This is a genomic window from Klebsiella sp. K-Nf6 (genome assembly GCF_002806655.1).
GTDB lineage: Bacteria > Pseudomonadota > Gammaproteobacteria > Enterobacterales > Enterobacteriaceae > Klebsiella > Klebsiella variicola.
Genome location: NZ_PIBN01000001.1, coordinates 325,726 through 348,277 on the forward strand (window position 1 = coordinate 325,726; position 22,552 = coordinate 348,277).

The 22,552-nt window shown below is 59.2% G+C and carries 21 protein-coding genes; 10 read left to right on the forward strand and 11 right to left on the reverse strand.

The annotated features are described in order from the left end of the window. The first annotated feature begins 91 nt into the window (after window positions 1-91). Both CWM61_RS01570 and CWM61_RS01575 read left to right on the forward strand, forming a co-directional pair. Window positions 92-436: a hypothetical protein gene (locus CWM61_RS01570; RefSeq protein ID WP_074385690.1), complete on the forward strand. Its 345-nt coding sequence runs from the start codon at window positions 92-94 to the stop codon at window positions 434-436. Between the two features lie 151 nt (window positions 437-587). Beyond that, window positions 588-821: a DUF2554 family protein gene (locus tag CWM61_RS01575; protein WP_061154416.1), complete on the forward strand. Its 234-nt coding sequence runs from the start codon at window positions 588-590 to the stop codon at window positions 819-821. Between the two features lie 12 nt (window positions 822-833). On the opposite strand, the gene CWM61_RS01580 is transcribed toward CWM61_RS01575, so the two are convergent. After that, on the reverse strand, window positions 834-2,795 hold the full coding sequence (locus CWM61_RS01580; RefSeq protein ID WP_100630571.1) for a peptidase U32 family protein: 1,962 nt from the start codon (window positions 2,793-2,795) through the stop codon (window positions 834-836). A gap of 33 nt (window positions 2,796-2,828) precedes the next feature. Between CWM61_RS01580 and CWM61_RS01585 the strand changes: the two genes are divergently transcribed. Next, entirely contained in the window at window positions 2,829-2,996 is a 168-nt protein-coding gene (locus tag CWM61_RS01585; RefSeq protein WP_165784116.1) for a hypothetical protein, read from the forward strand. A 10-nt stretch (window positions 2,997-3,006) separates the two neighbouring features. On the opposite strand, the gene CWM61_RS01590 is transcribed toward CWM61_RS01585, so the two are convergent. Next, on the reverse strand, window positions 3,007-3,576 hold the full coding sequence (locus tag CWM61_RS01590; RefSeq protein WP_008804673.1) for a helix-turn-helix domain-containing protein: 570 nt from the start codon (window positions 3,574-3,576) through the stop codon (window positions 3,007-3,009). Between the two features lie 174 nt (window positions 3,577-3,750). Between CWM61_RS01590 and CWM61_RS01595 the strand changes: the two genes are divergently transcribed. Then, window positions 3,751-4,917 (forward strand): benzoate/H(+) symporter BenE family transporter, encoded by a 1,167-nt coding sequence (locus tag CWM61_RS01595; protein ID WP_074385687.1) that lies wholly within the window; start codon window positions 3,751-3,753, stop codon window positions 4,915-4,917. Here CWM61_RS01595 and CWM61_RS01600 read toward each other — a convergent pair. Next, a complete protein-coding gene (locus tag CWM61_RS01600; RefSeq protein ID WP_061154412.1) occupies window positions 4,894-5,763 on the reverse strand; it encodes an AraC family transcriptional regulator in 870 nt (289 codons plus the stop codon). The genes CWM61_RS01595 and CWM61_RS01600 overlap by 24 nt on opposite strands. Before the next feature lie 180 nt (window positions 5,764-5,943). Between CWM61_RS01600 and CWM61_RS01605 the strand changes: the two genes are divergently transcribed. Further along, on the forward strand, window positions 5,944-6,840 hold the full coding sequence (locus tag CWM61_RS01605) for a DMT family transporter (RefSeq protein ID WP_074385686.1): 897 nt from the start codon (window positions 5,944-5,946) through the stop codon (window positions 6,838-6,840). A gap of 51 nt (window positions 6,841-6,891) precedes the next feature. Here CWM61_RS01605 and CWM61_RS01610 read toward each other — a convergent pair whose 3' ends face one another. The 3 genes from CWM61_RS01610 to tehA form a co-directional block, all read right to left on the reverse strand. Beyond that, window positions 6,892-7,560, reverse strand: a complete 669-nt coding sequence (locus CWM61_RS01610) for a DUF3313 domain-containing protein (RefSeq protein WP_061154410.1) — start codon at window positions 7,558-7,560, stop codon at window positions 6,892-6,894. Between the two features lie 263 nt (window positions 7,561-7,823). Beyond that, the gene (gene tehB, locus CWM61_RS01615) at window positions 7,824-8,420 is read right to left on the reverse strand and encodes a tellurite resistance methyltransferase TehB (RefSeq protein ID WP_100630572.1); all 597 of its coding nucleotides are present in this window, start codon (window positions 8,418-8,420) and stop codon (window positions 7,824-7,826) included. Then, window positions 8,417-9,421 carry a dicarboxylate transporter/tellurite-resistance protein TehA gene (gene tehA / locus CWM61_RS01620; RefSeq protein WP_100630573.1) on the reverse strand — a complete coding sequence of 335 codons (1,005 nt, stop codon included), beginning with the start codon at window positions 9,419-9,421 and terminating at the stop codon, window positions 8,417-8,419. The genes tehB and tehA overlap by 4 nt, the downstream gene beginning before the upstream one ends. A gap of 111 nt (window positions 9,422-9,532) precedes the next feature. Here tehA and ydcK point away from each other — a divergent pair, with 111 nt between their 5' ends. Next, on the forward strand, window positions 9,533-10,513 hold the full coding sequence (gene ydcK, locus CWM61_RS01625) for a YdcK family protein (protein ID WP_074385683.1): 981 nt from the start codon (window positions 9,533-9,535) through the stop codon (window positions 10,511-10,513). Here the strand turns inward: ydcK and rimL are convergent. The 4 genes from rimL to CWM61_RS01645 all read right to left on the reverse strand — a co-directional run bounded on the left by rimL (window position 10,499) and on the right by CWM61_RS01645 (window position 15,996). Continuing rightward, on the reverse strand, window positions 10,499-11,077 hold the full coding sequence (gene rimL, locus CWM61_RS01630; protein WP_060875735.1) for a 50S ribosomal protein L7/L12-serine acetyltransferase: 579 nt from the start codon (window positions 11,075-11,077) through the stop codon (window positions 10,499-10,501). The genes ydcK and rimL overlap by 15 nt on opposite strands. A gap of 53 nt (window positions 11,078-11,130) precedes the next feature. Beyond that, entirely contained in the window at window positions 11,131-12,786 is a 1,656-nt protein-coding gene (locus tag CWM61_RS01635) for a glucan biosynthesis protein D (protein WP_100630574.1), read from the reverse strand. A 319-nt stretch (window positions 12,787-13,105) separates the two neighbouring features. Next, a complete protein-coding gene (locus CWM61_RS01640; RefSeq protein WP_100630575.1) occupies window positions 13,106-14,611 on the reverse strand; it encodes a carboxylesterase/lipase family protein in 1,506 nt (501 codons plus the stop codon). 41 nt (window positions 14,612-14,652) lie between these two features. Further along, window positions 14,653-15,996, reverse strand: coding sequence for a VOC family protein (locus CWM61_RS01645; RefSeq protein WP_074385680.1), 1,344 nt, complete (start codon window positions 15,994-15,996; stop codon window positions 14,653-14,655). A 239-nt stretch (window positions 15,997-16,235) separates the two neighbouring features. On the opposite strand from CWM61_RS01645, the gene pcaH reads away from it, so the two are divergent. The 4 genes from pcaH to CWM61_RS01665 all read left to right on the forward strand — a co-directional run bounded on the left by pcaH (window position 16,236) and on the right by CWM61_RS01665 (window position 21,361). After that, the gene (pcaH, locus tag CWM61_RS01650) at window positions 16,236-16,976 is read left to right on the forward strand and encodes a protocatechuate 3,4-dioxygenase subunit beta (protein ID WP_004202816.1); all 741 of its coding nucleotides are present in this window, start codon (window positions 16,236-16,238) and stop codon (window positions 16,974-16,976) included. Then, the gene (pcaG, locus tag CWM61_RS01655; RefSeq protein WP_074385679.1) at window positions 16,973-17,593 is read left to right on the forward strand and encodes a protocatechuate 3,4-dioxygenase subunit alpha; all 621 of its coding nucleotides are present in this window, start codon (window positions 16,973-16,975) and stop codon (window positions 17,591-17,593) included. Before pcaH ends, pcaG begins: the two co-directional genes overlap by 4 nt. A 175-nt stretch (window positions 17,594-17,768) precedes the next feature. Beyond that, window positions 17,769-18,692, forward strand: coding sequence for a LysR substrate-binding domain-containing protein (locus CWM61_RS01660; protein WP_012541541.1), 924 nt, complete (start codon window positions 17,769-17,771; stop codon window positions 18,690-18,692). Between the two features lie 296 nt (window positions 18,693-18,988). Next, window positions 18,989-21,361 (forward strand): membrane-bound PQQ-dependent dehydrogenase, glucose/quinate/shikimate family, encoded by a 2,373-nt coding sequence (locus CWM61_RS01665; protein ID WP_100630576.1) that lies wholly within the window; start codon window positions 18,989-18,991, stop codon window positions 21,359-21,361. Between the two features lie 69 nt (window positions 21,362-21,430). Here CWM61_RS01665 and CWM61_RS01670 read toward each other — a convergent pair whose 3' ends face one another. Continuing rightward, the gene (locus tag CWM61_RS01670; protein ID WP_100630577.1) at window positions 21,431-22,549 is read right to left on the reverse strand and encodes an S-(hydroxymethyl)glutathione dehydrogenase/class III alcohol dehydrogenase; all 1,119 of its coding nucleotides are present in this window, start codon (window positions 22,547-22,549) and stop codon (window positions 21,431-21,433) included. Window positions 22,550-22,552: the final 3 nt, after the last annotated feature.

Here is a 22,552-nt window from a genome sequence, read left to right on the forward strand (position 1 = left end):
GATGCAGAGAAGTCCGAAAAGGGACTTCTCCATCTTATCTTCACTTTTGCCTGATGAAATACGGCGATACATCAGAAGAAAGGATATTGCTATGAAGAAGTTAGCTTTACTCTCTGCCGTGATGACGCTGGGAATATCGTCATGGGCTTTCGCTGCCGACAACCCGCCGCCGCCAGAAAAAGGCGCGCAGCATCAGGGTAAGCCGCCGGCGAAAAACGGCCAACACGATGGTAAGCAAGCGCAACACAACGGCAAACAGCCGCAGCATGATGGCAAGCAGCCGCAGCGTGACGGCAAACAGCCGCAGCATGACGGCAAACAGCCGCAGCATGACGGCAAGCAGCCGCAGCGTGACGGCAAACAGCCGCAGCATGACGGCAAGCAGCCGCCAAAAGGCGGCGATCACAGCGGGAAACCACTGCCGCCAAAAGCGTAATCCCTCAGGCCTGGCCTTCCGCGCCAGGCTTTTTTTTCACCGTCCTTCAGCCACCGCTGACAAACTCTTGCCCTTCTTTGAGAAGCCGAGAAAAAAACCTGCACAGCGCCTGGCATAGTAAGCCCACGCCATTGATTCGCAGAGAAAAGGTATGTTGAGGAGAAGCATGAGCGCGCTGCTGTTGCTGTGCGCGCTTTTTTCAGGACATCTGCTGGCCCACCGTCAGGGGCACGATTACTTTCCGGTGCAAAGCCTCGAACAGCAGCTGCTGCACGAGGCGGACAGCGATGAGCTTCGCAGTCAGTGCGAGGAGGCTGCCGCCGACCTGCGCGAGCATCACCGCTGGCAGGATGCGCGCAAACCGCGGGCGCCTCACTGCCAGTAGCGTCGTGCTGGATCAGGCCCCTTTGCGTTTCGGCAGGGTCTTCATCAGCTCATCCGGGCTGACGGAGGCGACGATGCTCCCGGGAAGCGGCATTTTGAGGATGTGATTTTTAATCTTCCCGACGACATGCATTTCGCACGGGCGACAGTCAAACTTCAGGGTCAGCACTTCATCGCCGTGGATCAACTGCATCGGCGTGGCTTTCCAGCTCTTGATGGAGCCTTTCGCCTGTTTCGGACAGAGGTTGAAGGCAAACCGCAGACAATGTTTGGTGATCATCACCGGCACATCGCCCTTCTCTTCGTGCGCTTCATAGGCGGCGTCAATCAGTTGTACGCCATAGCGCTGGTAAAAGGCCCGCGCCTTATGGTTATAGACGTTGGCGAGGAAGGAGAGATGGGTCTCGGGATAGACCGGCGGCGGTACGGAGACCGGCTTGCGGGTGCCACGTTGCCAGGCGTTGAGGCGCGCTTCATCGAGCATTTCAGCCGTTTCACGACGCAGCTGGTTGAGCAGGCTGTTGGGGACAAACAGCGGCGGCAGGTTGACCTGCACCTCGCGCGGGTAGTAAATGGTCTGCCCCAGTTTTGTGACACCGTCACGCAAATTGGCCAGCGCTTTTTCTGCCTGGTTGGCTTCGGCGAAGTCGCCGTCGAGTGTATGGGTCACGCTGACGCCATCTTCACAGGTCATGGTCAGAACCAGCTGTTCCTGCCAGCCGCTCAGCGTAACGTCCACGGCGATGCGGCGTTCGCTGGAGGTCTTCAGCAGCGCCTGCTGCCAGTTGTGATCGAGGTTACGGTTAAGCGCCTGGTGCGGACGCGCTTTGTGCAGATCCGCCGGCATCTCGTTCGGCCACACCCGATAGCGATTTTCGCCGGTTTTCTCCACCGTATTGGCACGGAAGCCCACCACTTCACGCTTAATCATCACGTTAAGGCCATCGCCGTTGGTTAACGGTTCGCTCGCTTCGACATCAAGATGGTCTTTACCCACCTTCAAGACTTCGCCCACCGGCAGCCCGATAAATTTGGGCGAATCAAAGGCGCCGATGTCGCCTTTACGGGCATTGACGAAGTAATCGGTGCTGCCGCGGTGGAAGGTTTTATCGGTAGACGGAATAAAAAAGTGCTCGGTGCGCCCTGCCGAGGCACGCGCCAGGTCGCCGCGGTCTTCAATAATGGCATCAAGCATTTGACGGTAGTGCGCAGTGATGTTTTTCACATAACTCATGTCTTTGTAACGGCCTTCAATTTTGAAGGAACGTACCCCGGCGTCGATCAGTGCCGCCAGGTTGGCGGTCTGATCGTTGTCCTTCATCGACAGGAGATGTTTTTCATAGGCCACCACCCGTCCCTGATCGTCTTTCAGGGTATACGGCAGGCGGCAAGCCTGCGAGCAGTCGCCCCGGTTGGCGCTACGTCCGGTCTGGGCGTGCGAAATGTTGCACTGACCGGAATAGGCCACGCACAGCGCGCCATGAATAAAGAACTCAATGGTCGCGTCGGTATGGTCGTAAATGGCTTTGATCTGACTGAGATTCAGTTCACGCGCCAGCACGATCTGGCTGAAGCCGGCGTCGGAGAGAAATTTCGCTTTTTCCACGCTGCGGATATCGCACTGGGTGCTGGCGTGCAGCTCAATCGGCGGCAGATCCAGCTCCATGATCCCCATATCCTGCACAATCAGCGCGTCAACGCCCGCCTCATAAAGATCGGTAATCAGCCGCTGCGCCGGCTCCAGCTCATCATCATGCAGAATGGTGTTCAGTGTGACAAAGATTTTGGCGCCATAGCGATGGGCAAAAGGCACCAGACCGGCGATGTCGCTCAGGCTGTTGCTGGCATTGTGACGAGCGCCAAAGTCAGGCCCACCGATATAAACGGCGTCGGCGCCGTGGAGGATCGCTTCGCGAGCGATACCGGCGTCGCGGGCAGGACTAAGAAGTTCAAGACGATGATTGTGCAGGCGCATACGCGTGTTGTTATCCAGTATAAGGGGGTCGAAATGGCGGCTATTGTAGTCAGAACCGGGCACAGACGAAAACCTTTTCCACCACCGCACGACGACGAATTTTCATTTTTCAGCAAAGTATTGATGGAAAAGATAGTTCCTTCACATCATCGCGCAGCGTACTGTCATCACGTATTCCGGATTTTCCTCGTCACGTTGTGAGTGGTTATCATCAGTCATCTTGTCTGGCCGCGGGTTCGCCCGCGGTTTTTTCTTTTGGATAATGGATAAGTGAATGGAAATGGGCCGCCTGAACGCCGCGGTTACGATACGCATGCGCCTCATCGCCGGCGAAGCGCCGTCCCTCACCTGGCTGCAGTAAATGCCACTCCCCCTGTAAACAGAGATCCAGGGCGCCGCTAATCACCACCACATGTTCAATCACCCCTTTCTCATGCGGCGTCGATTCGCTCAACGCGCCGGGGGCAAGGGTTATCGAAAAATGGTCAAAGCGCAGCTCCGGATCCCACGGGAAGACCGGGGTCACCACCATCGCCTGCTGCTGCGGATCAAAAGCGGAAGGCGCCGCGCTGGCGTCCGGAACGATAAACGCCGAAAACGGCACGTTCAGTCCGGTAGCAATCTTCCACAGCGTCGCCACCGTCGGGCTCGATTCATTACGCTCAATCTGCCCCAGCATGGCTTTCGACACCCCCGTCTCTTCTGCCAGACGCGACAAGCTCCAGCCACGCTGCTGGCGCAGGGTTTTGAGCGTTGCCGCCAGATGTTGCGCAATATTCATCCTACCTCCTGACTTGTACAGGCAAGAGTATATCCCCATTTGCCTGATTCTACAGGGCGTTTCTCGGCATATCACCGATGAGAACAGCTGTCTTACGCTCTCCCCATCCGCACCTTGTGCGCTATAACGCACAGTGATAGAGTGTTCGTATGTTATAACGCACAAGAGAACCCTATGCGCTCGTTTACCCTTCCTCTTCCCACGCTGTTGGCGGGTTTCGTCGCTGTACTGGTGGGCTACGCCAGTTCAGCCGCCATTATCTGGCAGGCTGCTGCGTCTGCTGGCGCTACCCCCGGGCAGATCGCCGGATGGATGACGGCCCTTGGCCTCGCCATGGGTATCAGCACCCTTGCGCTGAGCGGCTGGCGTAAAGTTCCTGTGCTCACTGCCTGGTCAACGCCGGGTGCCGCGCTGCTGGTCAGCGGTCTACAAGGAGTCACCCTCGCCGAGGCCGTGGGGGTATTTATCTTCGCCAACGCGCTGATCGTCCTTTGCGGCGTGACGGGCCTGTTTGCCCGGCTGATGAAGATCATTCCCCATTCGCTGGCCGCCGCGATGCTGGCCGGGATCTTGCTGCGTTTCGGTTTGCAGGCCTTCGCCGGCTTGCAGGACCATCTGCTGCTGTGCGGCGGCATGCTCGCCGCCTGGCTTCTCTGTAAAGCGCTGTGGCCCCGCTTCGCGGTAGTCGCCGCGCTGGTGGTGGGGGCGCTGATCGCGGCGGCCTCCGGGGACGTCGCCAGGACGGCCGTACCGCTGGCCTTCGCGGCACCGGAGTGGATCGCGCCGCAGTTTACCCCGGCGCTGCTGCTCAGCGTCGGCCTGCCGTTTTTCCTCGTCACCATGGCCTCGCAGAACGCCCCCGGGTTCGCCACCCTGCAGGCATCCGGCTACACCGTACCGGTGTCGGCACTGCTCGTCGTCTGTGGAGGGCTGGCGCTATTGCTGGCGCCGTTTGGGGTGTACTCCCTCTGCATCGCGGCGATCACCGCCGCGATTTGCCAGAGTCCGGAAGCGCATCCGGATCCGCAACAGCGCTGGCTGGCGGCCATGGCGGCAGGCGGTTTTTATCTGCTGGCCGGTCTGTTTGGCGGGTCGATCACCGCTCTGATGTCGGCCTTACCGACGGCGTGGATCCAGATGCTGGCCGGCCTGGCGCTGCTCGGCACCATCGGCGGCAGCCTTTTTCAGGCGGTACATCAGGCCAGTGAACGCGATGCGGCGGTGCTGACCTTCCTGGTCACCGCCAGCGGTGTGACGCTGGCAGGAATTGGGTCGGCCTTCTGGGGCGTGGTGCTCGGTGGGGTGAGCTACGGCGTCTTATCCGCGCTGCGCCGCCCGTAGCTGGGACGGCGTCAGGCCGGTGGCGGCTTTGACCCGATGGCTGAAATGGCTGGCGGAGCTGAAGCCGCAGGCCAGCGCAATCTCGGTTAACGCCAGCGCGCTGTGGCAGAGCAGATTTTGCGCTTTCGCCATTCGCCGTTGCATGACGTATTGATGCGGGGCCATATTCAGCGACTGGCGGAACATGCGAGCAAAATGGAACTCACTGAGTCCCGCCTGCTGCGCCAGGTCGGCCAGGGTCAGCGGCTGATCGAGGTGGGCATCGATCCAGGCCAGCACGTGACGCTTTACGCCCGGCGCCAGCCCCCCGGTGACCGTCGGCAAACGCCACTGTACGGTGGAATAGTGCTGGATAAGATGGGTGAGCAATAAGCTGCTGGCGGCGCTGAGGGTCAACTGGTTCGCCGGCTGTCGCCAGTCATTGGCCAGCAAAAACTGGCGGTACACCGCGGTGATTTTGTCATCGCTGGCGAAGGTTTTTTCCTGCAGGGTGAAGTTTGCCGGGCTACGATCCCACACCTCTTCGCCGACGCGGCGCAGGTGCTCATCGGTACAGTAGAGATGCACAAACGACAGATCGCCGCGGATATCCCAGACGCTCTCATCGCCTTTCGGCATCAGACAAAAGCGATCCGGGCCGCCGCCATTTTTCCAGCCGTGCGGCGTCTTTTGATAGCTTTCATAGCCATCGGCGACGTACAGGCTTAACGTATGGTGATCGCTGCGCACCGTCACGGTATCGCAATTGTTGTACCAGGCGGCCAGTTGAATACCGGAATTCAGCTCCACCGTGCCCCGCAGCACCGCGTTCTGTCGCCGTAATGTTTCAAACGTCCCGTAACCCATCGCCTTCACGCATCTGCCCGTAAAAGCTCTAGTCTAGGGAGACTCCGGCGCGGTTTCCAGTCCTCACCGCAGACGAATGACAAATAAGCGCAAGAATTTGCAAGCCGACAACAAGCGGGTGAAAGCTGCCGGTTGCGACAGGCGGCATACTCCTCCCTTCAACAGGCAGAGGAGAGTCAGGTGAACGCATTACTTTATGCACTCGTTGTCGTTATCTGGGGAACGACGTGGATTGCGATTTTTTTACAGCAGGGGCCGGTGGCGGCGCCGGTCTCCATTTTCTGGCGTTTCGCCGTGGCCAGCGTCACGATGCTGGCAGTTCTGCTTGTCACGCGACGGCTGCGGCCGCTGCGCGCGAAAGATCACCTCTGCTGCCTGCTGCAGGGTTGCTGCGTTTTCTGCTTTAATTTCTGGTGTTTTTACACGGCCGCGGCCTGGATCAATACCGGGCTGGAATCGGTTATCTTTTCCATGGCGGTGCTGTTTAACGCCATTAACAGCTTCCTTTTTTTCCGCCAGCAGCCGCCAGGCCGCTTCTGGGCCGCCGCCGCGCTGGGTTTGGCCGGTATTGTCACGCTGTTCTGGGATGACCTGCTGGCCAACGGGCTGAACGCCTCGCTGCTGTGGGGGATCGGTCTGAGCGCCCTGGGCACCTACGGCTTTTCACTGGGCAATATGTTCAGCATTCGCCACCAGCGGCGAGGGCTGGAAACCCTGACCACAAACAGTTGGGCGATGCTCTACGGCACGCTGGTGATGGGCGCTATCGCCCTGCTACGTGGCGATAACTTTACGCCGGAGTGGACCGTCAGCTACCTTGGCGCCCTGCTTTATCTGGCGCTGTTCGGCTCAGTGATCGCCTTCGGGGCCTATTTCACTCTCGTGGGGCGCATCGGCGCCAGCAAAGCCGCGTACAGTACGCTGCTGTTTCCGCTGGTGGCGTTATCCATTTCCACCGTCTATGAAGGGTATATCTGGCACAGCAACGCCGTTATCGGGCTGGCGCTGATCCTGCTGGGTAACCTGGTGATGTTTGCCAAACCGGAACAGCTGCTGCTGCGTCGCAAGCTGGCCTGAGAAGGCGATGGCAGGGAGAACAGCGCCGTCGGTCAGACGGCGCTGGTGCGATTAACGCTGAGAAGGGTCAAATTTGACGGCGTCCACTGCCATATCATCGATCACCTGCTTCAGGGTATCGACGGTCAGCGGCGTGTTTTCATTAGCCAGGGTTTTGCCTTCCCCTTTACGAACAACCTTGATCACCGGCTTGTTCGTGCTGGCGTCGATCAGCTCGGCTTCAAAATAGAGGTCGGTGTCCATAGTACGATGGCCAGTGGCGGCCTGGGTACCCGCAACAATCATGGCGACCGGGATCACTTCATAGAACTGCAGTCCCTCTTTGCTGGAGTCCACACCGGTGATCGCGCCACGGAAGATGAGGCTGCGTTTGTCGGCGGTAGTGGCCAGCGGTTTACGCTCCGAAATAGCCTGTTTCAGTTCTTTGTTCGTGTAATTCAGAATATCCTGCAGCGCCTTTTCCCCTACCTGGGTGGTCGGTTTCGGGACGGGATAATAGGTTACCGGATGGTACACGACGTTATCGTAGTTGGCCGGATTGTAGTTTGGATCGATCCAGCGCAGCTCAGGCTTGCCGGAGGCGGAGGTCGTTTCTTTCAGGTTGGAATAATCTTTTAAGAAGCCCGAATACTGATTCGGTTGCGCCACCTTCGACGCACAGCCGGTCAACGCTAACATCCCCGCCAGAGCGGCGACTTTCAATAACACGCGAGTACGCATAGAGAGATCCCTGTAAATGCAGTTTTTTTTCGGCAGACGTTATAGCAAATAAGACCCACTAGTTTTGTGACAAAAAATGGGCTTCGTCAAGGAAGATTTACAAATATTGATAGGATGAACATTACGTTATTAAATAATCACTTAAAACAGGCAGAAGCCTGCATTTTATCCCTCTTTTTTACGGGGAGTTCCTCGCTTATTTTCCCTGCTCTTCACCTTACTACGCGGCGCGGGCCATGCTCAGCTTCCCACGCCGCCGCGTATCAGGCAGGCTTGCGCGCCAACAGGGTGGCGAAGCGCAATTTGATGCGATTGCCGTTGGCGTCGGTGCGATGCAGCTCGCCGACGTCCTCATTGTATTTCAGCAGCTCCCAGCCCTGGTAATATTCACGAAGCTCATCGGGTTTAAAGGCAAACGGAAAGCCGACGGTGCAGGGATAGTCTTCGGTATCCATCGCCGCCACAATCAGGTTATAGCCGCCGGCGGCGGTGCAGCGCTGCATATTGGCGATCAGGCCCGGGATGGTGTCAGGCTCCAGGAACATCATCACCACGGTGGAGAGGATCAGGTCATATTCGCCATCAAAGGTCAGGCTATTGAGGTCTGTTACCGCGGTGCGGAGATTTTCCAGCGCCTCGGCAGCGCGAATACTTTCCAGATTATTGATGCTCATCGGATTTTTATCCCACGCGGTCACCGTGAATCCGTTCGCCGCCAGATAAAGGCTGTTACGCCCGTTGCCACAGCCCAGATCCAGCGCCCGCCCCGGCGGCACCACCGTCGCAGCATGCAGCACCTCGGAATGGGTGCGAGTCAGGCCATATTTTTCACAAAAATAATCCGCGTCACGCGTTGTCATGATCTTTCCTTCTCATTCAGGAGTGTTTCCCGGTCGACCTGTACCAGCAGTTTCCCGCTCACCAACAGCAAAATTGTGCGCAGTAACAGCAGGCCGACAACCAGATTGCTAAAAATAAACAGCGGCATTGCCAGATGGTGAAAAAAGCCGTCCGCCCTGGCCTGGCCGAGATGCAGGCCGGTGGTGGCCAGTGCGGAAATACCGAACGAGAAGCTCCAGAAGGAAGCATTGAACGGCTGGCGAAGATACCAGGGCATCAGGCGCAGCATAAACAGCAACTGCAGCAGGCCGTAACCAAACAGCAGCTTCGCGAAGGTATCCGCTTCCCCGCCGTTGACGCTGAGCCAGGCGCTGCAGGCCACCAGCGCAGGCGCCAGTTGGATCCCCAGCGAGGTGCGCAGCGGCGTCGGCAGTTCGCCCGCACTGCGCAAACGCTGGAGGATGGCCGGCTCGAGGCTCAGCCAGGAGAAGACCCCGGCGCCGAGGAACACCAGCCCGGCGTCGGTAAACCCCAGCGCGCCGCAGGCCATCGCGCTGATGAAATTATTGGCCACCGTCGGCAGATAGAGTCCCGGCGTGGTGGCCTCGTGAGGATGCGTCCCCCGCCACAGCCCGGCACTTTGCCAGGCGGCATAGGCAAGCTGCAGCGCCACCCCCGGCACAAACAATCCCAGCGCCAGCGGCCGCCACCATGGCACCAGCCCGATCGCCACCAGCAGCGTGGTGGCTGGAAACAGGCTGACAAAGCTGCTGCTGACCGGATGACGCATCTCCCGTAGCACGCTCGCCGGAAAGCGAATCGCCCGGCTGATAAACGCCATGCTGAGCAGCACCCACATCGCTATCGCCAGCGTCACCAGACCCTCGCCGATGCTGCGGCTAACCGGCCAGAGCGTGCTGGCGTAGCGCCAGGCGAAGCCCATTCCGATGGTGCCGAGCACCATACCAAAGTAGCCTGCCGGCAGGTTCAGCACCTGCCGCGGCGTTTGCTTACTCTTCATTTTGTTGATGATATCAATTTAATTTGAAGTTGCATTTTAAAGGAACCTTATCCCGCGCGCTACGGCGTTCTTTGCTATGTTTATGTTAACCATAAGTAATGAGGATCGGGAATGCGTAAATACCGTCTCAGCGAACAGACCCGGCAGTATTGTTACCAGCAAGAGGATGGCAAACAGAGCGTCACCCTGCGCCAGATAGTGGCGCTTATCGATTTCGCTGACGTCAAAGCGGGCAGCGAAGGCGGCTGGGTTGACGCGGAAAGCGCTCTCAGCCAACAGGGCTTGTGCTGGATCTACGATGCCAACAGCGTGGTTTTCGCCGGAGCATGCATCCGCGACGACGCCCGCGTAACCGGGCCTTGCGTGGTCAGCCATGAGGCCGCCATCGGCGGACGGGCATGCATTCACGCCTCGCACATTAGCCATCACGCGCAGATAAGTGACAACGTCACGGTTAATCACAGCCAGGTACGCGGCTATTGTCGTCTTGCCGACGAAGCGCGTCTCCTGCCCCACTGCCAGGTGATTGCCGCCCGCGGGCTGACCGCCGATCGCGACAAAGTCCTGCAGATTTATCAGCGAGCCACTGTTAGCGCCTCGCGTATTCTCCACCAGGCGCAAATCTACGGCGATGCCTTTGTCGAGCACGCTTTTGTCGAACACCGGGCAGAAGTATTCGACCAGGCAAGACTGGAGGGGAACGAAGAAAACGACGTCTGGGTGTGCGATAATGCCCGGGTTTATGGTCACGCGCGTCTGATCGCCGGTCGCGGAGAGGATGCCATTCCCACCGTGCGCTACAGTTCGCAGGTTGCGGAGAATGCGGTGATTGAAGGCAACTGCCTGTTAAAGCACCGGGCGATGGTCGGTGGCGAGGCGCAGCTGCGCGGTGGTCCGATTCTGCTCGACGACGACGTGCTGATTCAGGGGCGGACCGTCATCATCGGCGATGTGATCATTGAGCACCAGGTCACCATCAATGACGAGGTGCAGATCGCCGCGCAGGAGGGTGAGGCCATTCATCTGCGCGGCCCGAAAACGCTTGACGGCCAGCAGCACATCACCCGCACGCCGCTGTTAGGCGCCCTCTAGCGCCTCGTCGCGGTCAATAATGCGCGCATAGATATTCTGATCGTCATAGCTGCCGTTCAGATACTCAGCCTGCCTGAGGCAACCTTCCAGAACGAACCCATTGCGCAACGCCACCTGGTTACTGCGGGTATTGGCCACCCGGCATTTGATCACAAACCGGCGCACCAGCCCGCTGCGGGCATAATGGTGGATAAAGGCCTGCAGGGAGCGGGAAAGCAGCCCCTGCCCCTGGTGCTCTTCATCGATCCAGTAACCGATATAGGCTGTTTTGTTCTGCGGCTCGATCTGGTTGAACGACAGGACGCCAACGAGTCGATGGTCGAGAAACAGCAAAAACATTTTGGCGTAATCCCGCTGATGCAGAATCACGTTACCCTGCACATGGCGGCGGGTCTCCTCTTCGCTGTTCACTTCGGCGGGCCAGTTGAGCGATTGCTGCAGCCAGTGGCGGTTTTTGACCACCAGCTGGTGCAGATCGCTGACGTAGCGCTCATCAATCGCGATAAGCGTCAGCGCGTCGGTCACCGGGATCGACTCAGGTACTGCGGGAATGTCTGTAGTCATGGGGCTCTCTACTGGCCCACAGGCGTTGCCTGCGGGCCGCGGCTGTCACGGGACTATTTCATGATCCGGTCGTCAACGTAGTTACGTTTATCCGGCGCCGGCGGGAAGTACTGATAGAGCCAGGTTTCGCTGATGGCTTCGCCCTGACAGCGCAGGAACAGGCGCATCTCCACCGGATCGGTCGAGTCGGAGGTCGGATACCAGTCGAAGAGGATCCGGTAGCCATCGAACGGCTCAACATAGAGGATCTCAATCTGCTTCGCTTCGCCGCTGGAGAGGGTGATCACCGGTTCAATACCGCGCGGCGCGGCGGCCTTCAGATCGCCGCCGACAAAGTCGATGGCAAAACGGCGCGCCCACTTATCCGGATAGTGCTCGCCCGGCGCCCAGCCTTCCGGGAAGCCCCCCATCCCGGTGCGGGTGGCGAGCACACGCGCCAGCGGAGTGCTCACCGGCGGCTGCGCGCTCCAGTAGAGACGGTAGCGGAAGTCCAGTTCGTCGCCCGCCTTCACCGCTTTTTCTGGCTGCCAGAAGCAGACGATATTATCCAGCGTTTCACCGGTGGTCGGGATCTCCATCAGGCTGACGGCCCCTTTGCCCCACTGGTTACGCGGCTCGACCCACAGGCTGGGACGCTTGTTATACCAGCCCATCACGTCCTGGTAATGGGAGAAATCGCGGTCCAGCTGCAGCAGACCGAAGCCACGCGGGTTCTTGTCCTGGAAGGCGTTGAACTGCAGCTTCTGCGGGTTATTCAGCGGCCGGCAGACCCATTCGCCGTTCCCCAGCCACATCGACAGCCGATCGGAGTCGTGGATCTGCGGGTGGATGGTATCGCACATCCGACGCTCGTTGTTGCCGCAGCTGAACATACTGGTCATCGGCGCAATACCCAGCTGTTTGATGTCCTTGCGGGCATAAAGGTGGTTTTCCACATCCATGATGACCTGGGTATCCTGGCAATGGATGGTGAATTTGTAGGCCCCGGTGATGCTCGGGCTATCCAGCAGCGCGTAAACGGTAAATACCGTGGCGTCCCCTTTGACTGTTTCGAACCAGAAGGAGGTGAAATCAGGGAACTCTTCCGGGGTATCGGTAAAGGTGTCCACCGCCAGCCCGCGAGCCGACAGGCCGTACTGGTAAGTGCTGTCTACCGCGCGGAAGTAGCTGGCGCCGAGGAACGCTACGATATCGCGGCGCGCCAGCTCCGGCGCTTTAAACACCCGGAATCCGGCGAAACCGAGGTCGGACTGGCCTTCCAGCTGGCGGGTGTCGACCCCGGCGTCATTGTACTTAAACAGCTCAGGGCGGAAATGGATCTCGCGCGCCTGCTGGGTGGCGGCGTCAAGAGAGAACATCCGCACGCGGCGACGGAACCCCATCCCGACGTGGAAAAACTGGATGTCCAGTTTGCGTTCTTCAATGTTGTTCCACAGCGAGTGGTTGGCGTCATACTGGATGCTGTTATAATCCTGCGGAGTCAGATTGGCCAGCGTCGGCGGCAGATCGCGCGGGGCGCCGCCCCATGGCTGGCGCGCCAGATCGTGGGCCATCCCCTGCAGCACGGTGTAATCGAAACGACGCGTTTGCCCGTCGGCAATGCCCGCGTCTTCGGCAAAAGCGGCCTGACTGAATAAGGAGGCGACTCCTGACGTTCCGCATACGGCGGCAACAGCCATGGAAGATTTAAGAAAACGTCTGCGGTTCATGCCTGAGAAAGCGTCCTTCTACACGGGTGAATTGATTCGCAACGCGTCATCACGCTGCGTGATAAATTCCGCCCACTCTAGACAAAAACGATTAATAATCCAATTGTTGCCCGCAGAAAAAAGGTAAAAAAGCCCTGTCTACCAGAACAGCCCGTTTTTTCATCTCCGGGGAAGTGAGACTGCAAGGCACAGTCTGAGGCCTGCCTGTCATCGGACCGGATAGCGGTTCCTGGTATGGCATCTTCATCACGTGTCGGTTTCTCCACCGCCGGTGGCTTTCAGCAGAGTCATGTCCTTGCGGAACCACGAACAACCACCTTTACTCGAGCGTCACGTGATGCTTCATCACCCGGCGAAACAGCGCCAGCCGGGCGCGCATAAAGCGATTCTCCACTTTAAAACCGGCACGCTTATGCAAGCCAATGCGCAACAGACGATCCCGTCCACGCAGACACGCCGGCCAGCGCACTGCGCCGGAAAGTGCCAGGTCGCCGCTGGCGACGCGGGCAAACTGGGCCCAGTAATCAGCGACCTGAGCGGCGAAGGCCAGATCCGCTTCGCTGGCGTACTGACACACCGGGTCGGTCAACCGCAGGTTATCAAACACGTAGGGCACCTCGTTGCCATGCCAGGCGCCGTGCGGATAGGTGTCATGCTCCGCTTCCGCAACATAATCAAACCAGTAGCGCCAGCACGGCTGCCCCACGCGCTGCTGCGCCTGCATCACCACATAGCCGAGGGTGGTGAAGGCCATATCGCGGCACACTTCCCGCCCCAGCGCTTCATCGCCCTTCACGCCGGGATAAAGGAGTTTGATCAGCCCCAGACCCAGGCGGCGCTCACGGCGCAGCTTCTGGATCTGCCCGGCGATATCGACGCCAAACACGGCCATCACGCTGGCTTCATCGCTGTTGGAGCCGATCATCACCGGCATTGGATGCTGGTGCCCGGCAAAAAAGGTCTCCAGCATCGGCTGCGGCAGCACCGCGTCGCCGACGATGGGGGCCGGCCCTGTGTTCAGCGGTGCGGTGAGTGACCAGAAGGCCTCCGCGGGGATCGCCCGCAATTCCTCAGCGCTGGCTTGCGGTAAGGCAAAGTGTTCCGCCAGCAGGCGGCCTTTCTCCAGCGCCTTCTCTCGCGGCAGGTCGGGTAACGTATACCCGCTCTGAATAATCGCTTTATGGAACAGCCCTTTCGCTTTCGGCGAGGCCATCAGCGACAGCACGCTGCGCGCCCCGGCGGATTCGCCAAACAGCGTGACGTTAGCGGCATCCCCGCCAAAGGCGTGGATATTCTCCTGAACCCACTGCAGGGCGGCAATCTGATCCAGCAGCGCGAAATTATAGAGACGTTCGCCTGCCTCTTCTTCCAGCGCCGGATGGGCGAAAAAGCCGAGATGGCCCAGCCGGTAGTTGACCGTCACCACCACCACATCGCGGCTGGCTAACGCTTTGCCATCGTAAGGCGGCAGGCTGCCGGCGCCGATGGTAAACCCGCCGCCGTGCAGCCAGACCATCACCGGCAGCGGCTGCGCCGCAGCAGCAGGTGCCCAGATATTGAGATATAAGCAGTCTTCGCTGAAAGCGCCGGGATCGCCGCCGCCGAGCTCACGGCAGTAGTCAATGTCCTGCCAGCTGGCGGCGGAAAAGGCGTCGGCCTGGCGGACGCCCTGCCAGCGGGCAGGAGGTTGCGGCGCGCGCCAGCGCAGCGGGCCCACAGGCGGCGCGGCATACGGAATGCCGCGCCAGATATGGATCCCCTGCTCTGCGCTCCCGGATACGGTTCCCTGGCGGGTTTTCGCCAACGGTTTCGACGGATGTTGCATAACCTGCTCCCTGTAAGGCTGATGCCAGCAGGGTACTGATTTTACAGCAGACCGCAACGTCGTTTGCTGCGCTCCTCCGCCTGTCGGTACAGGGCAAACTCATCCTCCACCGGGCAGCCCAGCGCCGCCTCAAAGGCCTCGCGGCTGGCATTCCCGTGGCTGCGCGCCTGCGTTTCGTTGCCCAGATTGGACTGAAAAATACCCGCCGCGCTGACCGGTAAAAAGTCTTCATAGATAATCGGCTGGGCAACCACCCACCCGCGCTCAATCAACGGCTGCGGATCGTCGCCCGGGCGAAACGCCTGGCGATGCGCCTCGCCGGCGGGCGTCAGGCGGTAGCGAAACCAGGCCAGCCCCTGCTGGCGGAGCAAAAATTCGCTGTCCGGGAATTCGCGGAATACCTCCTGCAGATGCTGCTGATGGCTGAGATTGTCCTTTCCGGTCCCCGCTGCCTGCAGCAGGCGGTCGTACAGCGCGCGTCCTTTTGGCGTTAGCGCAATGCCGCGTTGCTCAATTTCACCAAAGCGGGCGCTGTGGGTGCCTTTATGCTCACCGGCAAACATCACCGGCTCCTCAAGCGCCTTAAAGCTGGTCTGCCGCAGGAGGATCGGGACCTCCCGCCGCGGTGGCCCTTCAATCAGCGCTTTGGGTTCAATACCACACTCGGGCATCAGGGCCTGGGCGCGATCAATATCCAGCGTCCGCGGCGTGAGGTGATTGATATGGCATCCCGGAAAGCAGACCACATCGGCAATCAGGCGGTGCTCGCGATGCAGGGCATGGTAGGTCTCCTCATCGACGGTAGCATGCCGGTGCCAGCGAAAGGTCTCCAGCGCCTCCTGCACAAACTCGCGCGCGTCGGCAGAGGTGAATTCGCCTTCAGCTTCATACTGCGCAATCAGCGCCAGGCAGCGGGGGGTAAAGATTTTGCGCCGGGCGAGGATGGCCTCGGCCCGCTCGCGCAAGGCGCGATTTTCAATCAGCTCCAGGCGCAGCAGCGAGGTGAAAACCCGAAACGGATTGCGTGCCAGCGCGGCATCGTCGATGGGACGAAAGGCCGTGGAATGGACCGGCACGCCGGCCTGCGAGAGATCGTAATAGCTGACGGGATACATCCCCATGATGGCAAACATGCGACGCAGCGTCGCCAGTTCCTCCGCTGTGCCCACGCGGATTGCGCCGTGGCGCTCCACGTTTAAGCGCGCCAGCTCGTCGGCATTGGCCAGTTGTTCATGCAGCTTCGGATTATTTTCCAGTACCGCCAGATTGACGTCTGCCACCAGCTCCAGCAGCGTCCCGTACTGCGGAACTTCCTGCTGGTACATGGCCGACATGGCCTGCGAAAAGTGCTCCCGAATCTCATCAGCCGTGATGGTGTTCGCCATGATGTGTTACCTCCAGTGAATACTTCCTGGAGTGTAGGAAAGCTGCCTCACGACGGGGGGAAGAATTTACAAACTGTGATGGCGATAACCTGCTTCCGCTAGCAGTCATTGCACAAAACATAACCCATGGTTATGAAAAACACCCGGTAATTTCACTTTAAATTAACAATACATTTACACACACTGTTTCTGGCGACATTACAACAATATGCCCCTCTACCGTCTACACGGAGTACCCGATGAACGACAAATGGTCCCCGCGCGAGGTTATCCATCGCGATTACAGTAGTCACCCGCCCGCTTACGCGCCGGGCTATAAAACCAGCGTCCTGCGCTCACCGAAGAATGCCCTGATCTCCCTGCAGAACTCGCTGTCAGAGATCACCGGGCCGGTCTTTAGCCGCGACGATCTAGGCCCACTGGATAATGACCTTATCCTTAACTATGCCAAAGAAGGCCTGCCGATTGGCGAGCGGATCATTGTCCACGGCTATGTGCGCGATGGTTTTGGCCGACCGATGAAAAACACCCTGGTGGAAGTCTGGCAGGCCAATGCCGGCGGCCGCTACCGACATAAAAAAGATCAGTATCTGGCCCCGATTGACCCGAACTTCGGCGGCTGCGGCCGGGTTCTGACCGATGAAAACGGTTATTACTGTTTTCGCACTATCAAGCCCGGCCCCTACCCATGGCGTAACCAGGCCAGCGACTGGCGTCCGGCGCATATTCATTTCTCGCTCTCGGGTGACGCCTGGGCGCAGCGCCTGATCACCCAAATGTATTTCGAAGGCGACCCGCTGATCAAACAGTGCCCGATCGTCCGGACCATTAATAATGACGACGCCGTACGCACGCTGATCGCCGAGCTGGACATGCACGCCGCCGTACCGCTGGATTGCCTGGCCTACCGCTTCGACCTTGTTCTGCGCGGCCATCGCGCCACGCTGTTTGAAAATCGCACTCAGGGGGCCGCCCGATGAAACAGTATCTGCCTGAAACCGCCTCGCAGACGGCGGGACCCTATGTTCATATCGGTCTGGCGCCTGACGCCGCGGGCTTTCATATTTTTGAGAAAAACTTTGGCCCGGTCCTCACCACCGCGGATACCACCGGGGAGCGGATCACCATTGAAGGCCGGGTTATCGACGGCTCCGGAACACCGGTCCGTGATGTGTTGCTGGAGATCTGGCAGGCCAACGCCGCGGGACGCTATAACCATCCTGACGACCGTCAGCAGCAGAAAGCCGTCGACCCGGGCTTCCGCGGCTGGGGGCGTACCTGCTCTGATTTCACCTCCGGCGTCTGGCGCTTTGACACCATTAAGCCGGGCCCGGTTGTCGGCCGCGATGGCCGCCTGATGGCGCCGCACGTCAACCTGTGGGTGGTCGCGCGGGGGATCAACATCGGCCTGAACACGCGGATATATTTCGCCGATGAACATGAGGCCAACGCCAGCGACCCGGTGCTGAATCTGATCGAGTGGGAAGTGAGACGCAAAACCTTAATCGCCGAACGCGAGGTTCGCGGTTCGGAAGTGGTCTATCGCTTCGATATTTATCTGCAGGGCGAAAACGAAACCGTCTTTTTCGATATCTAGCGGCCACGCCGATAAACGCCTTCCCCTCGTCCTGCGGGGGGAAGGCGTTTTAAACCGTGGGGAAAGATCTTGTAATGTAATCAGGTCAAATGTTAATAATATTTTGCTATCTGGTTATCAAATTTAAACAAGGCCGCTTGTCTCTTTCACCGCTGTGTTTTTAACATCATCTACTATGGAAAAAAATGGTCTCTTCAGTCAGCGCATTCGCTTGCGCCATCTACACACCTTCGTGGCCGTCGCTCAACAGGGAACGCTGGGGCGCGCGGCTGAAACTTTAAATCTGAGCCAGCCTGCACTCTCGAAAACGCTTAACGAGCTTGAACAGCTAACCGGTACCCGGCTGTTCGAGCGGGGCCGCCTGGGGGCGCAACTCACCCTGGTCGGCGAACAGTTTCTGACTCATGCCGTTAAGGTACTTGATGCCCTTAACTCAGCGGGTCAGGCGCTGAACCGTAAAGAGGGGCTGAATAACGACATTGTGCGTATCGGCGCGCTGCCTACCGCCGCGCTGGGGATCCTGCCAACGGTGATCGGCCAGTTCCATAAGCAGCAAAAAGACATCACGCTGCAGGTCGCCACCATGAACAACACCATGCTGCTGGCGGGGTTAAAATCCGGGGAGATCGATATCGGTATCGGACGCATGTCCGACCCGGATCTGATGAGTGGACTCAACTATGAGCTACTGTTCCTCGAATCCCTGAAACTGGTGGTTCGTCCGGGACACCCCCTGCTTCAGGAGACCGTGACCCTGAGCCGGGTAATGGAGTGGCCCGTCGTCGTTTCGCCGAAGGGCACCGTACCGCGGCAAAACGCCGAAACGTTGCTCCAGAGCCAGGGCTGTAAAATGCCCGCCGGCTGTATCGAGACCCTCTCGGCTTCGCTGTCACGCCAGCTGACGGTCGATTTCGACTATGTGTGGTTCGTGCCATCCGGGGCGGTGAAAGACGATCTTCGCCGGGGTGTGCTGAGCGCCCTGCCGATTGCCACCCAGGGCGCCGGAGAGCCCATCGGCATTCTAACCCGCGTCGATGCGACGCTCACGCCAGGTACGCAAACCTTGCTCAGCGCCATCCGCAAGTCAATGCCTGCCTGACCCCGCTTTCTCCCCGGTAGCCCTGCCGGGGAGCCTACGTACGTCGATGTGGTGCGACGGACGGCGCAACACATTTAGCAAAATAATCATTTAGTGCGAAATCATTCATTAACAATTGCGTAAATTTCTTTAACAGATCTATCATATCGCGATTTCACCAAATGGTTCATTTGAAATCACATCAAGCAATAAACCTGCGTTTATGAAGGTACAAACCTCTTCATTCAAAAATAAAACAGAAAACACCTGTTTCATTTGGTTCATGATGAAGTGGCGGAAGTGGTTAAGGAGATTACATGGCAACTGGCAACGCGCCGCGCGGATTCCCCCGGATCCTGCAGTGGCTTCTCGCCGGACTGATGCTCATTATCGGTCTGGCTATCGGTATTCTTGGGGCAAAACTGGCCCTCGTCGGCGGTACACTGTACTTCGCCCTGATGGGCGTGGTGATGGTCATCGCGGCGGTGCTGATTTTCCGTCACCGCCGCGGTGGCATTCTGTTGTACGCCGTGGCGTTTATCGCCTCGGTGATCTGGGCGATTAGTGACGCTGGCTGGAGCTACTGGCCGCTCTTCTCGCGCCTGTTTGCGCTCGGCGTCCTGGCCTTCCTTGCCGCCCTGGTCTGGCCTTTCCTCGCCACCCCACCGGCAAAAAAAGGCCCGGCGTATGGCGTCGCCGCCGTTCTCGCCGTGGCGCTGGCGGTGAGCTTTGGCTGGATGTTCAAATCCGAACCACTGGTTAGCGCCACTGAAGCGGTGCCAGTGAAGCCCGTCGCGCCGGGCGAACAGCAGAAAAACTGGGCGCACTGGGGTAATACCACCCACGGCGACCGTTTCGCCGCGCTGGACCAAATCAACAAACAGAACGTCAACCAGCTGCAGGTGGCCTGGGTGGCGCATACTGGCGATATCCCGCAGAGCAATGGCTCCGGGGCGGAAGATCAAAACACCCCGCTGCAGATTGGCGATACTCTCTACGTCTGCACCCCTTACAGCAAAGTGCTGGCGCTGGATGTGGACAGCGGAAAAGAGAAATGGCGCTATGACTCCAAATCCTCTTCGCCCAACTGGCAGCGCTGCCGCGGCTTAGGCTATTACGAAGATAGCCAGGCGCAAACCGCGCCAGCGTCAGGCACGCAGCCTGCCGCCTGTTCCCGTCGTCTGTTCCTGCCGACGATCGACGCCCGCCTGATCGCCATTGATGCCGATACCGGCAAACTGTGCGAAAGCTTCGGCGATGGCGGTATTGTCGACCTCAGCGTCGGCATGGGTGAAGTGAAAGCGGGCTACTATCAGCAGACCTCCACCCCGCTGGTAGCGGGCAATGTGGTAGTGGTGGGCGGCCGCGTCGCGGATAACTACTCCACCGGCGAACCGCCGGGCGTGGTCCGCGCGTTTGACGTCCACACCGGCAAACTGGCGTGGGCGTGGGATCCCGGCAATCCAGCGCTAACCGGTGTTCCGCCGGAAGGCCAGACCTATACGCGCGGTACGCCAAACGTCTGGTCGGCGATGTCCTACGACGCGAAGCTGAAACTGATCTATCTGCCAACCGGCAACGCCACGCCAGATTTCTTTGGCGGCGAACGTACCGCGCTGGACGATAAATACAGCTCCTCTATCGTGGCTGTGGATGCCACCACCGGCCAGGTGCGCTGGCACTTCCAGACCACGCACCACGATCTGTGGGACTTTGACCTGCCGTCTCAGCCGCTGCTGTACGATCTGCCTGACGGCAAGGGCGGTACCACCCCGGTGCTGGTGCAAACCAGCAAGCAGGGCATGATCTTTATGCTCAACCGCGAGACCGGCAAGCCGGTGGCCAAAGTGGAAGAGCGTCCGGTACCGGCGGGCAACGTCAAAGGTGAACGCTACTCTCCGACGCAACCTTACTCGGTAGGGATGCCGATGATCGGCAACCAGACGTTGACCGAATCCGATATGTGGGGGGCGACACCGATCGACCTGCTGCTGTGCCGTATTCAGTTCAAAGAGATGCGCCATCAGGGCGTCTTTACCCCGCCAGGTGAAGACCGTTCCCTGCAGTTCCCGGGCTCGCTCGGCGGCATGAACTGGGGCAGCGTTTCGGTGGATCCGAACAACAGCCTGATGTTCGTCAACGATATGCGTCTGGGTCTCGCAAACTATATGGTGCCGCGCGCGAAGGTGGCGAAAGACGCCAGCGGGATCGAGATGGGCATCGTGCCGATGGAAGGTACGCCGTTTGGCGCCATGCGCGAACGTTTCCTGTCGCCGCTGGGCATTCCATGCCAGAAACCGCCGTTCGGCACCATGTCCGCGGTGGATCTGAAAACCGGCAAACTGGTGTGGCAGGTACCGGTTGGCACCGTAGAAGATACCGGGCCGCTGGGGATCCGGATGCACATGCCCATTCCGATCGGCATGCCGACCCTTGGCGCGTCGCTGTCCACGCAGTCCGGACTGCTGTTCTTCGCCGGTACCCAGGATTTTTACCTGCGCGCCTTTGATACCGCGAACGGGAAAGAGATCTGGAAATCGCGTCTGCCGGTCGGTAGCCAGTCCGGCCCGATGACCTACGTCTCACCGAAAACCGGTAAGCAGTACATTATTATCAATGCTGGCGGCGCCCGTCAGTCACCGGATCGCGGCGATTACATCATTGCCTACGCGCTCCCGGATCATCACTGAACGACCTAAGCAAAAGGGCCCATCCGGGCCCTTTTTTTATGGGTGACGATACGCCATCAGCGTTATGGATTACTGGTCGCCAAAGTGGATCACGGTGCGAATCGATTTGCCTTCATGCATCAGATCAAAGGCCTCGTTAATCTGCTCCAGCGGCAGGCGATGGGTAATAAACGGGTCGAGGCGAATTTTACCGGCCATGGCGTCTTCCACCATTCCCGGCAGCTGACTGCGCCCTTTCACGCCGCCGAAGGCGGAACCGCGCCACACGCGGCCGGTCACCAGCTGGAACGGACGGGTCTTGATCTCCTGGCCAGCACCGGCTACACCGATGATCACGCTCTCACCCCAGCCTTTATGGCAGCACTCCAGCGCGGCACGCATCACGTTGACATTGCCGATGCACTCGAAGCTGAAATCCACCCCGCCGTCGGTCAGTTCGACAATCACATCCTGAATCGGCTTATCGTAGTCGTTCGGGTTGATAAAGTCGGTTGCGCCCATCTCTTTTGCCAGGGTGAACTTATCCGGGTTGGTATCGACCGCCAGAATGCGTCCGGCCTGCGCCTGCACCGCGCCCTGGATCACCGCGAGACCAATGCCGCCCAGACCAAAGATCGCGACGCTATCCCCGGGCTTGACCTTCGCGGTATTGTGCACTGCGCCGATACCGGTGGTGACGCCGCAGCCCAGCAGACACACTTTATCCAGCGGCGCCTGCGGATTGACTTTCGCCAGCGAGATCTCGGCGCAAACCGTATATTCGCTGAAGGTGCTGGTGCCCATATAGTGATAAATCGGTTCGCCGTTATAGGAGAAACGGGTGGTGCCGTCCGGCATCAGCCCTTTACCCTGGGTGGCACGCACCGCCTGACAGAGATTGGTTTTACCCGACTTACAAAACTTGCACTCGCCGCATTCCGCGGTATACAGCGGGATCACGTGATCGCCCGGCTTAAGGCTGGTGACACCCTCGCCCACTTCCACGACAATCCCGCCGCCTTCATGGCCCAGTACCGCCGGGAAAACACCTTCCGGATCGTCGCCGGAGAGGGTGAAGGCATCGGTGTGGCACACGCCAGTGTGGGTGATTTTCACCAGAACTTCGCCTTTCTTCGGCGGCGCGACGTCAATCTCAACAATTTTTAACGGCTGGCCAGGGCCAAAGGCAACTGCTGCGCGTGATTTCATAAC

Coding starts and splice junctions, on each gene's coding strand:
- CWM61_RS01590 (WP_008804673.1), bottom strand. CDS start 3,576: ATGAATATTGCGCAACATCTGGCGGCAACGCTCAAAACCCTGCGCCAG.
- CWM61_RS01660 (WP_012541541.1), top strand. CDS start 17,769: ATGGAAAAAAATGGTCTCTTCAGTCAGCGCATTCGCTTGCGCCATCTA.
- pcaG (WP_074385679.1), top strand. CDS start 16,973: ATGAAACAGTATCTGCCTGAAACCGCCTCGCAGACGGCGGGACCCTAT.
- CWM61_RS01570 (WP_074385690.1), top strand. CDS start 92: ATGAAGAAGTTAGCTTTACTCTCTGCCGTGATGACGCTGGGAATATCG.
- ydcK (WP_074385683.1), top strand. CDS start 9,533: ATGCGTAAATACCGTCTCAGCGAACAGACCCGGCAGTATTGTTACCAG.
- CWM61_RS01665 (WP_100630576.1), top strand. CDS start 18,989: ATGGCAACTGGCAACGCGCCGCGCGGATTCCCCCGGATCCTGCAGTGG.
- CWM61_RS01640 (WP_100630575.1), bottom strand. CDS start 14,611: ATGCAACATCCGTCGAAACCGTTGGCGAAAACCCGCCAGGGAACCGTA.
- CWM61_RS01610 (WP_061154410.1), bottom strand. CDS start 7,560: ATGCGTACTCGCGTGTTATTGAAAGTCGCCGCTCTGGCGGGGATGTTA.
- CWM61_RS01595 (WP_074385687.1), top strand. CDS start 3,751: ATGCGCTCGTTTACCCTTCCTCTTCCCACGCTGTTGGCGGGTTTCGTC.
- tehA (WP_100630573.1), bottom strand. CDS start 9,421: ATGAAGAGTAAGCAAACGCCGCGGCAGGTGCTGAACCTGCCGGCAGGC.
- rimL (WP_060875735.1), bottom strand. CDS start 11,077: ATGACTACAGACATTCCCGCAGTACCTGAGTCGATCCCGGTGACCGAC.
- tehB (WP_100630572.1), bottom strand. CDS start 8,420: ATGACAACGCGTGACGCGGATTATTTTTGTGAAAAATATGGCCTGACT.
- pcaH (WP_004202816.1), top strand. CDS start 16,236: ATGAACGACAAATGGTCCCCGCGCGAGGTTATCCATCGCGATTACAGT.
- CWM61_RS01670 (WP_100630577.1), bottom strand. CDS start 22,549: ATGAAATCACGCGCAGCAGTTGCCTTTGGCCCTGGCCAGCCGTTAAAA.
- CWM61_RS01645 (WP_074385680.1), bottom strand. CDS start 15,996: ATGGCGAACACCATCACGGCTGATGAGATTCGGGAGCACTTTTCGCAG.
- CWM61_RS01600 (WP_061154412.1), bottom strand. CDS start 5,763: ATGGGTTACGGGACGTTTGAAACATTACGGCGACAGAACGCGGTGCTG.
- CWM61_RS01575 (WP_061154416.1), top strand. CDS start 588: ATGTTGAGGAGAAGCATGAGCGCGCTGCTGTTGCTGTGCGCGCTTTTT.
- CWM61_RS01585 (WP_165784116.1), top strand. CDS start 2,829: ATGGCGGCTATTGTAGTCAGAACCGGGCACAGACGAAAACCTTTTCCA.
- CWM61_RS01635 (WP_100630574.1), bottom strand. CDS start 12,786: ATGAACCGCAGACGTTTTCTTAAATCTTCCATGGCTGTTGCCGCCGTA.
- CWM61_RS01580 (WP_100630571.1), bottom strand. CDS start 2,795: ATGCGCCTGCACAATCATCGTCTTGAACTTCTTAGTCCTGCCCGCGAC.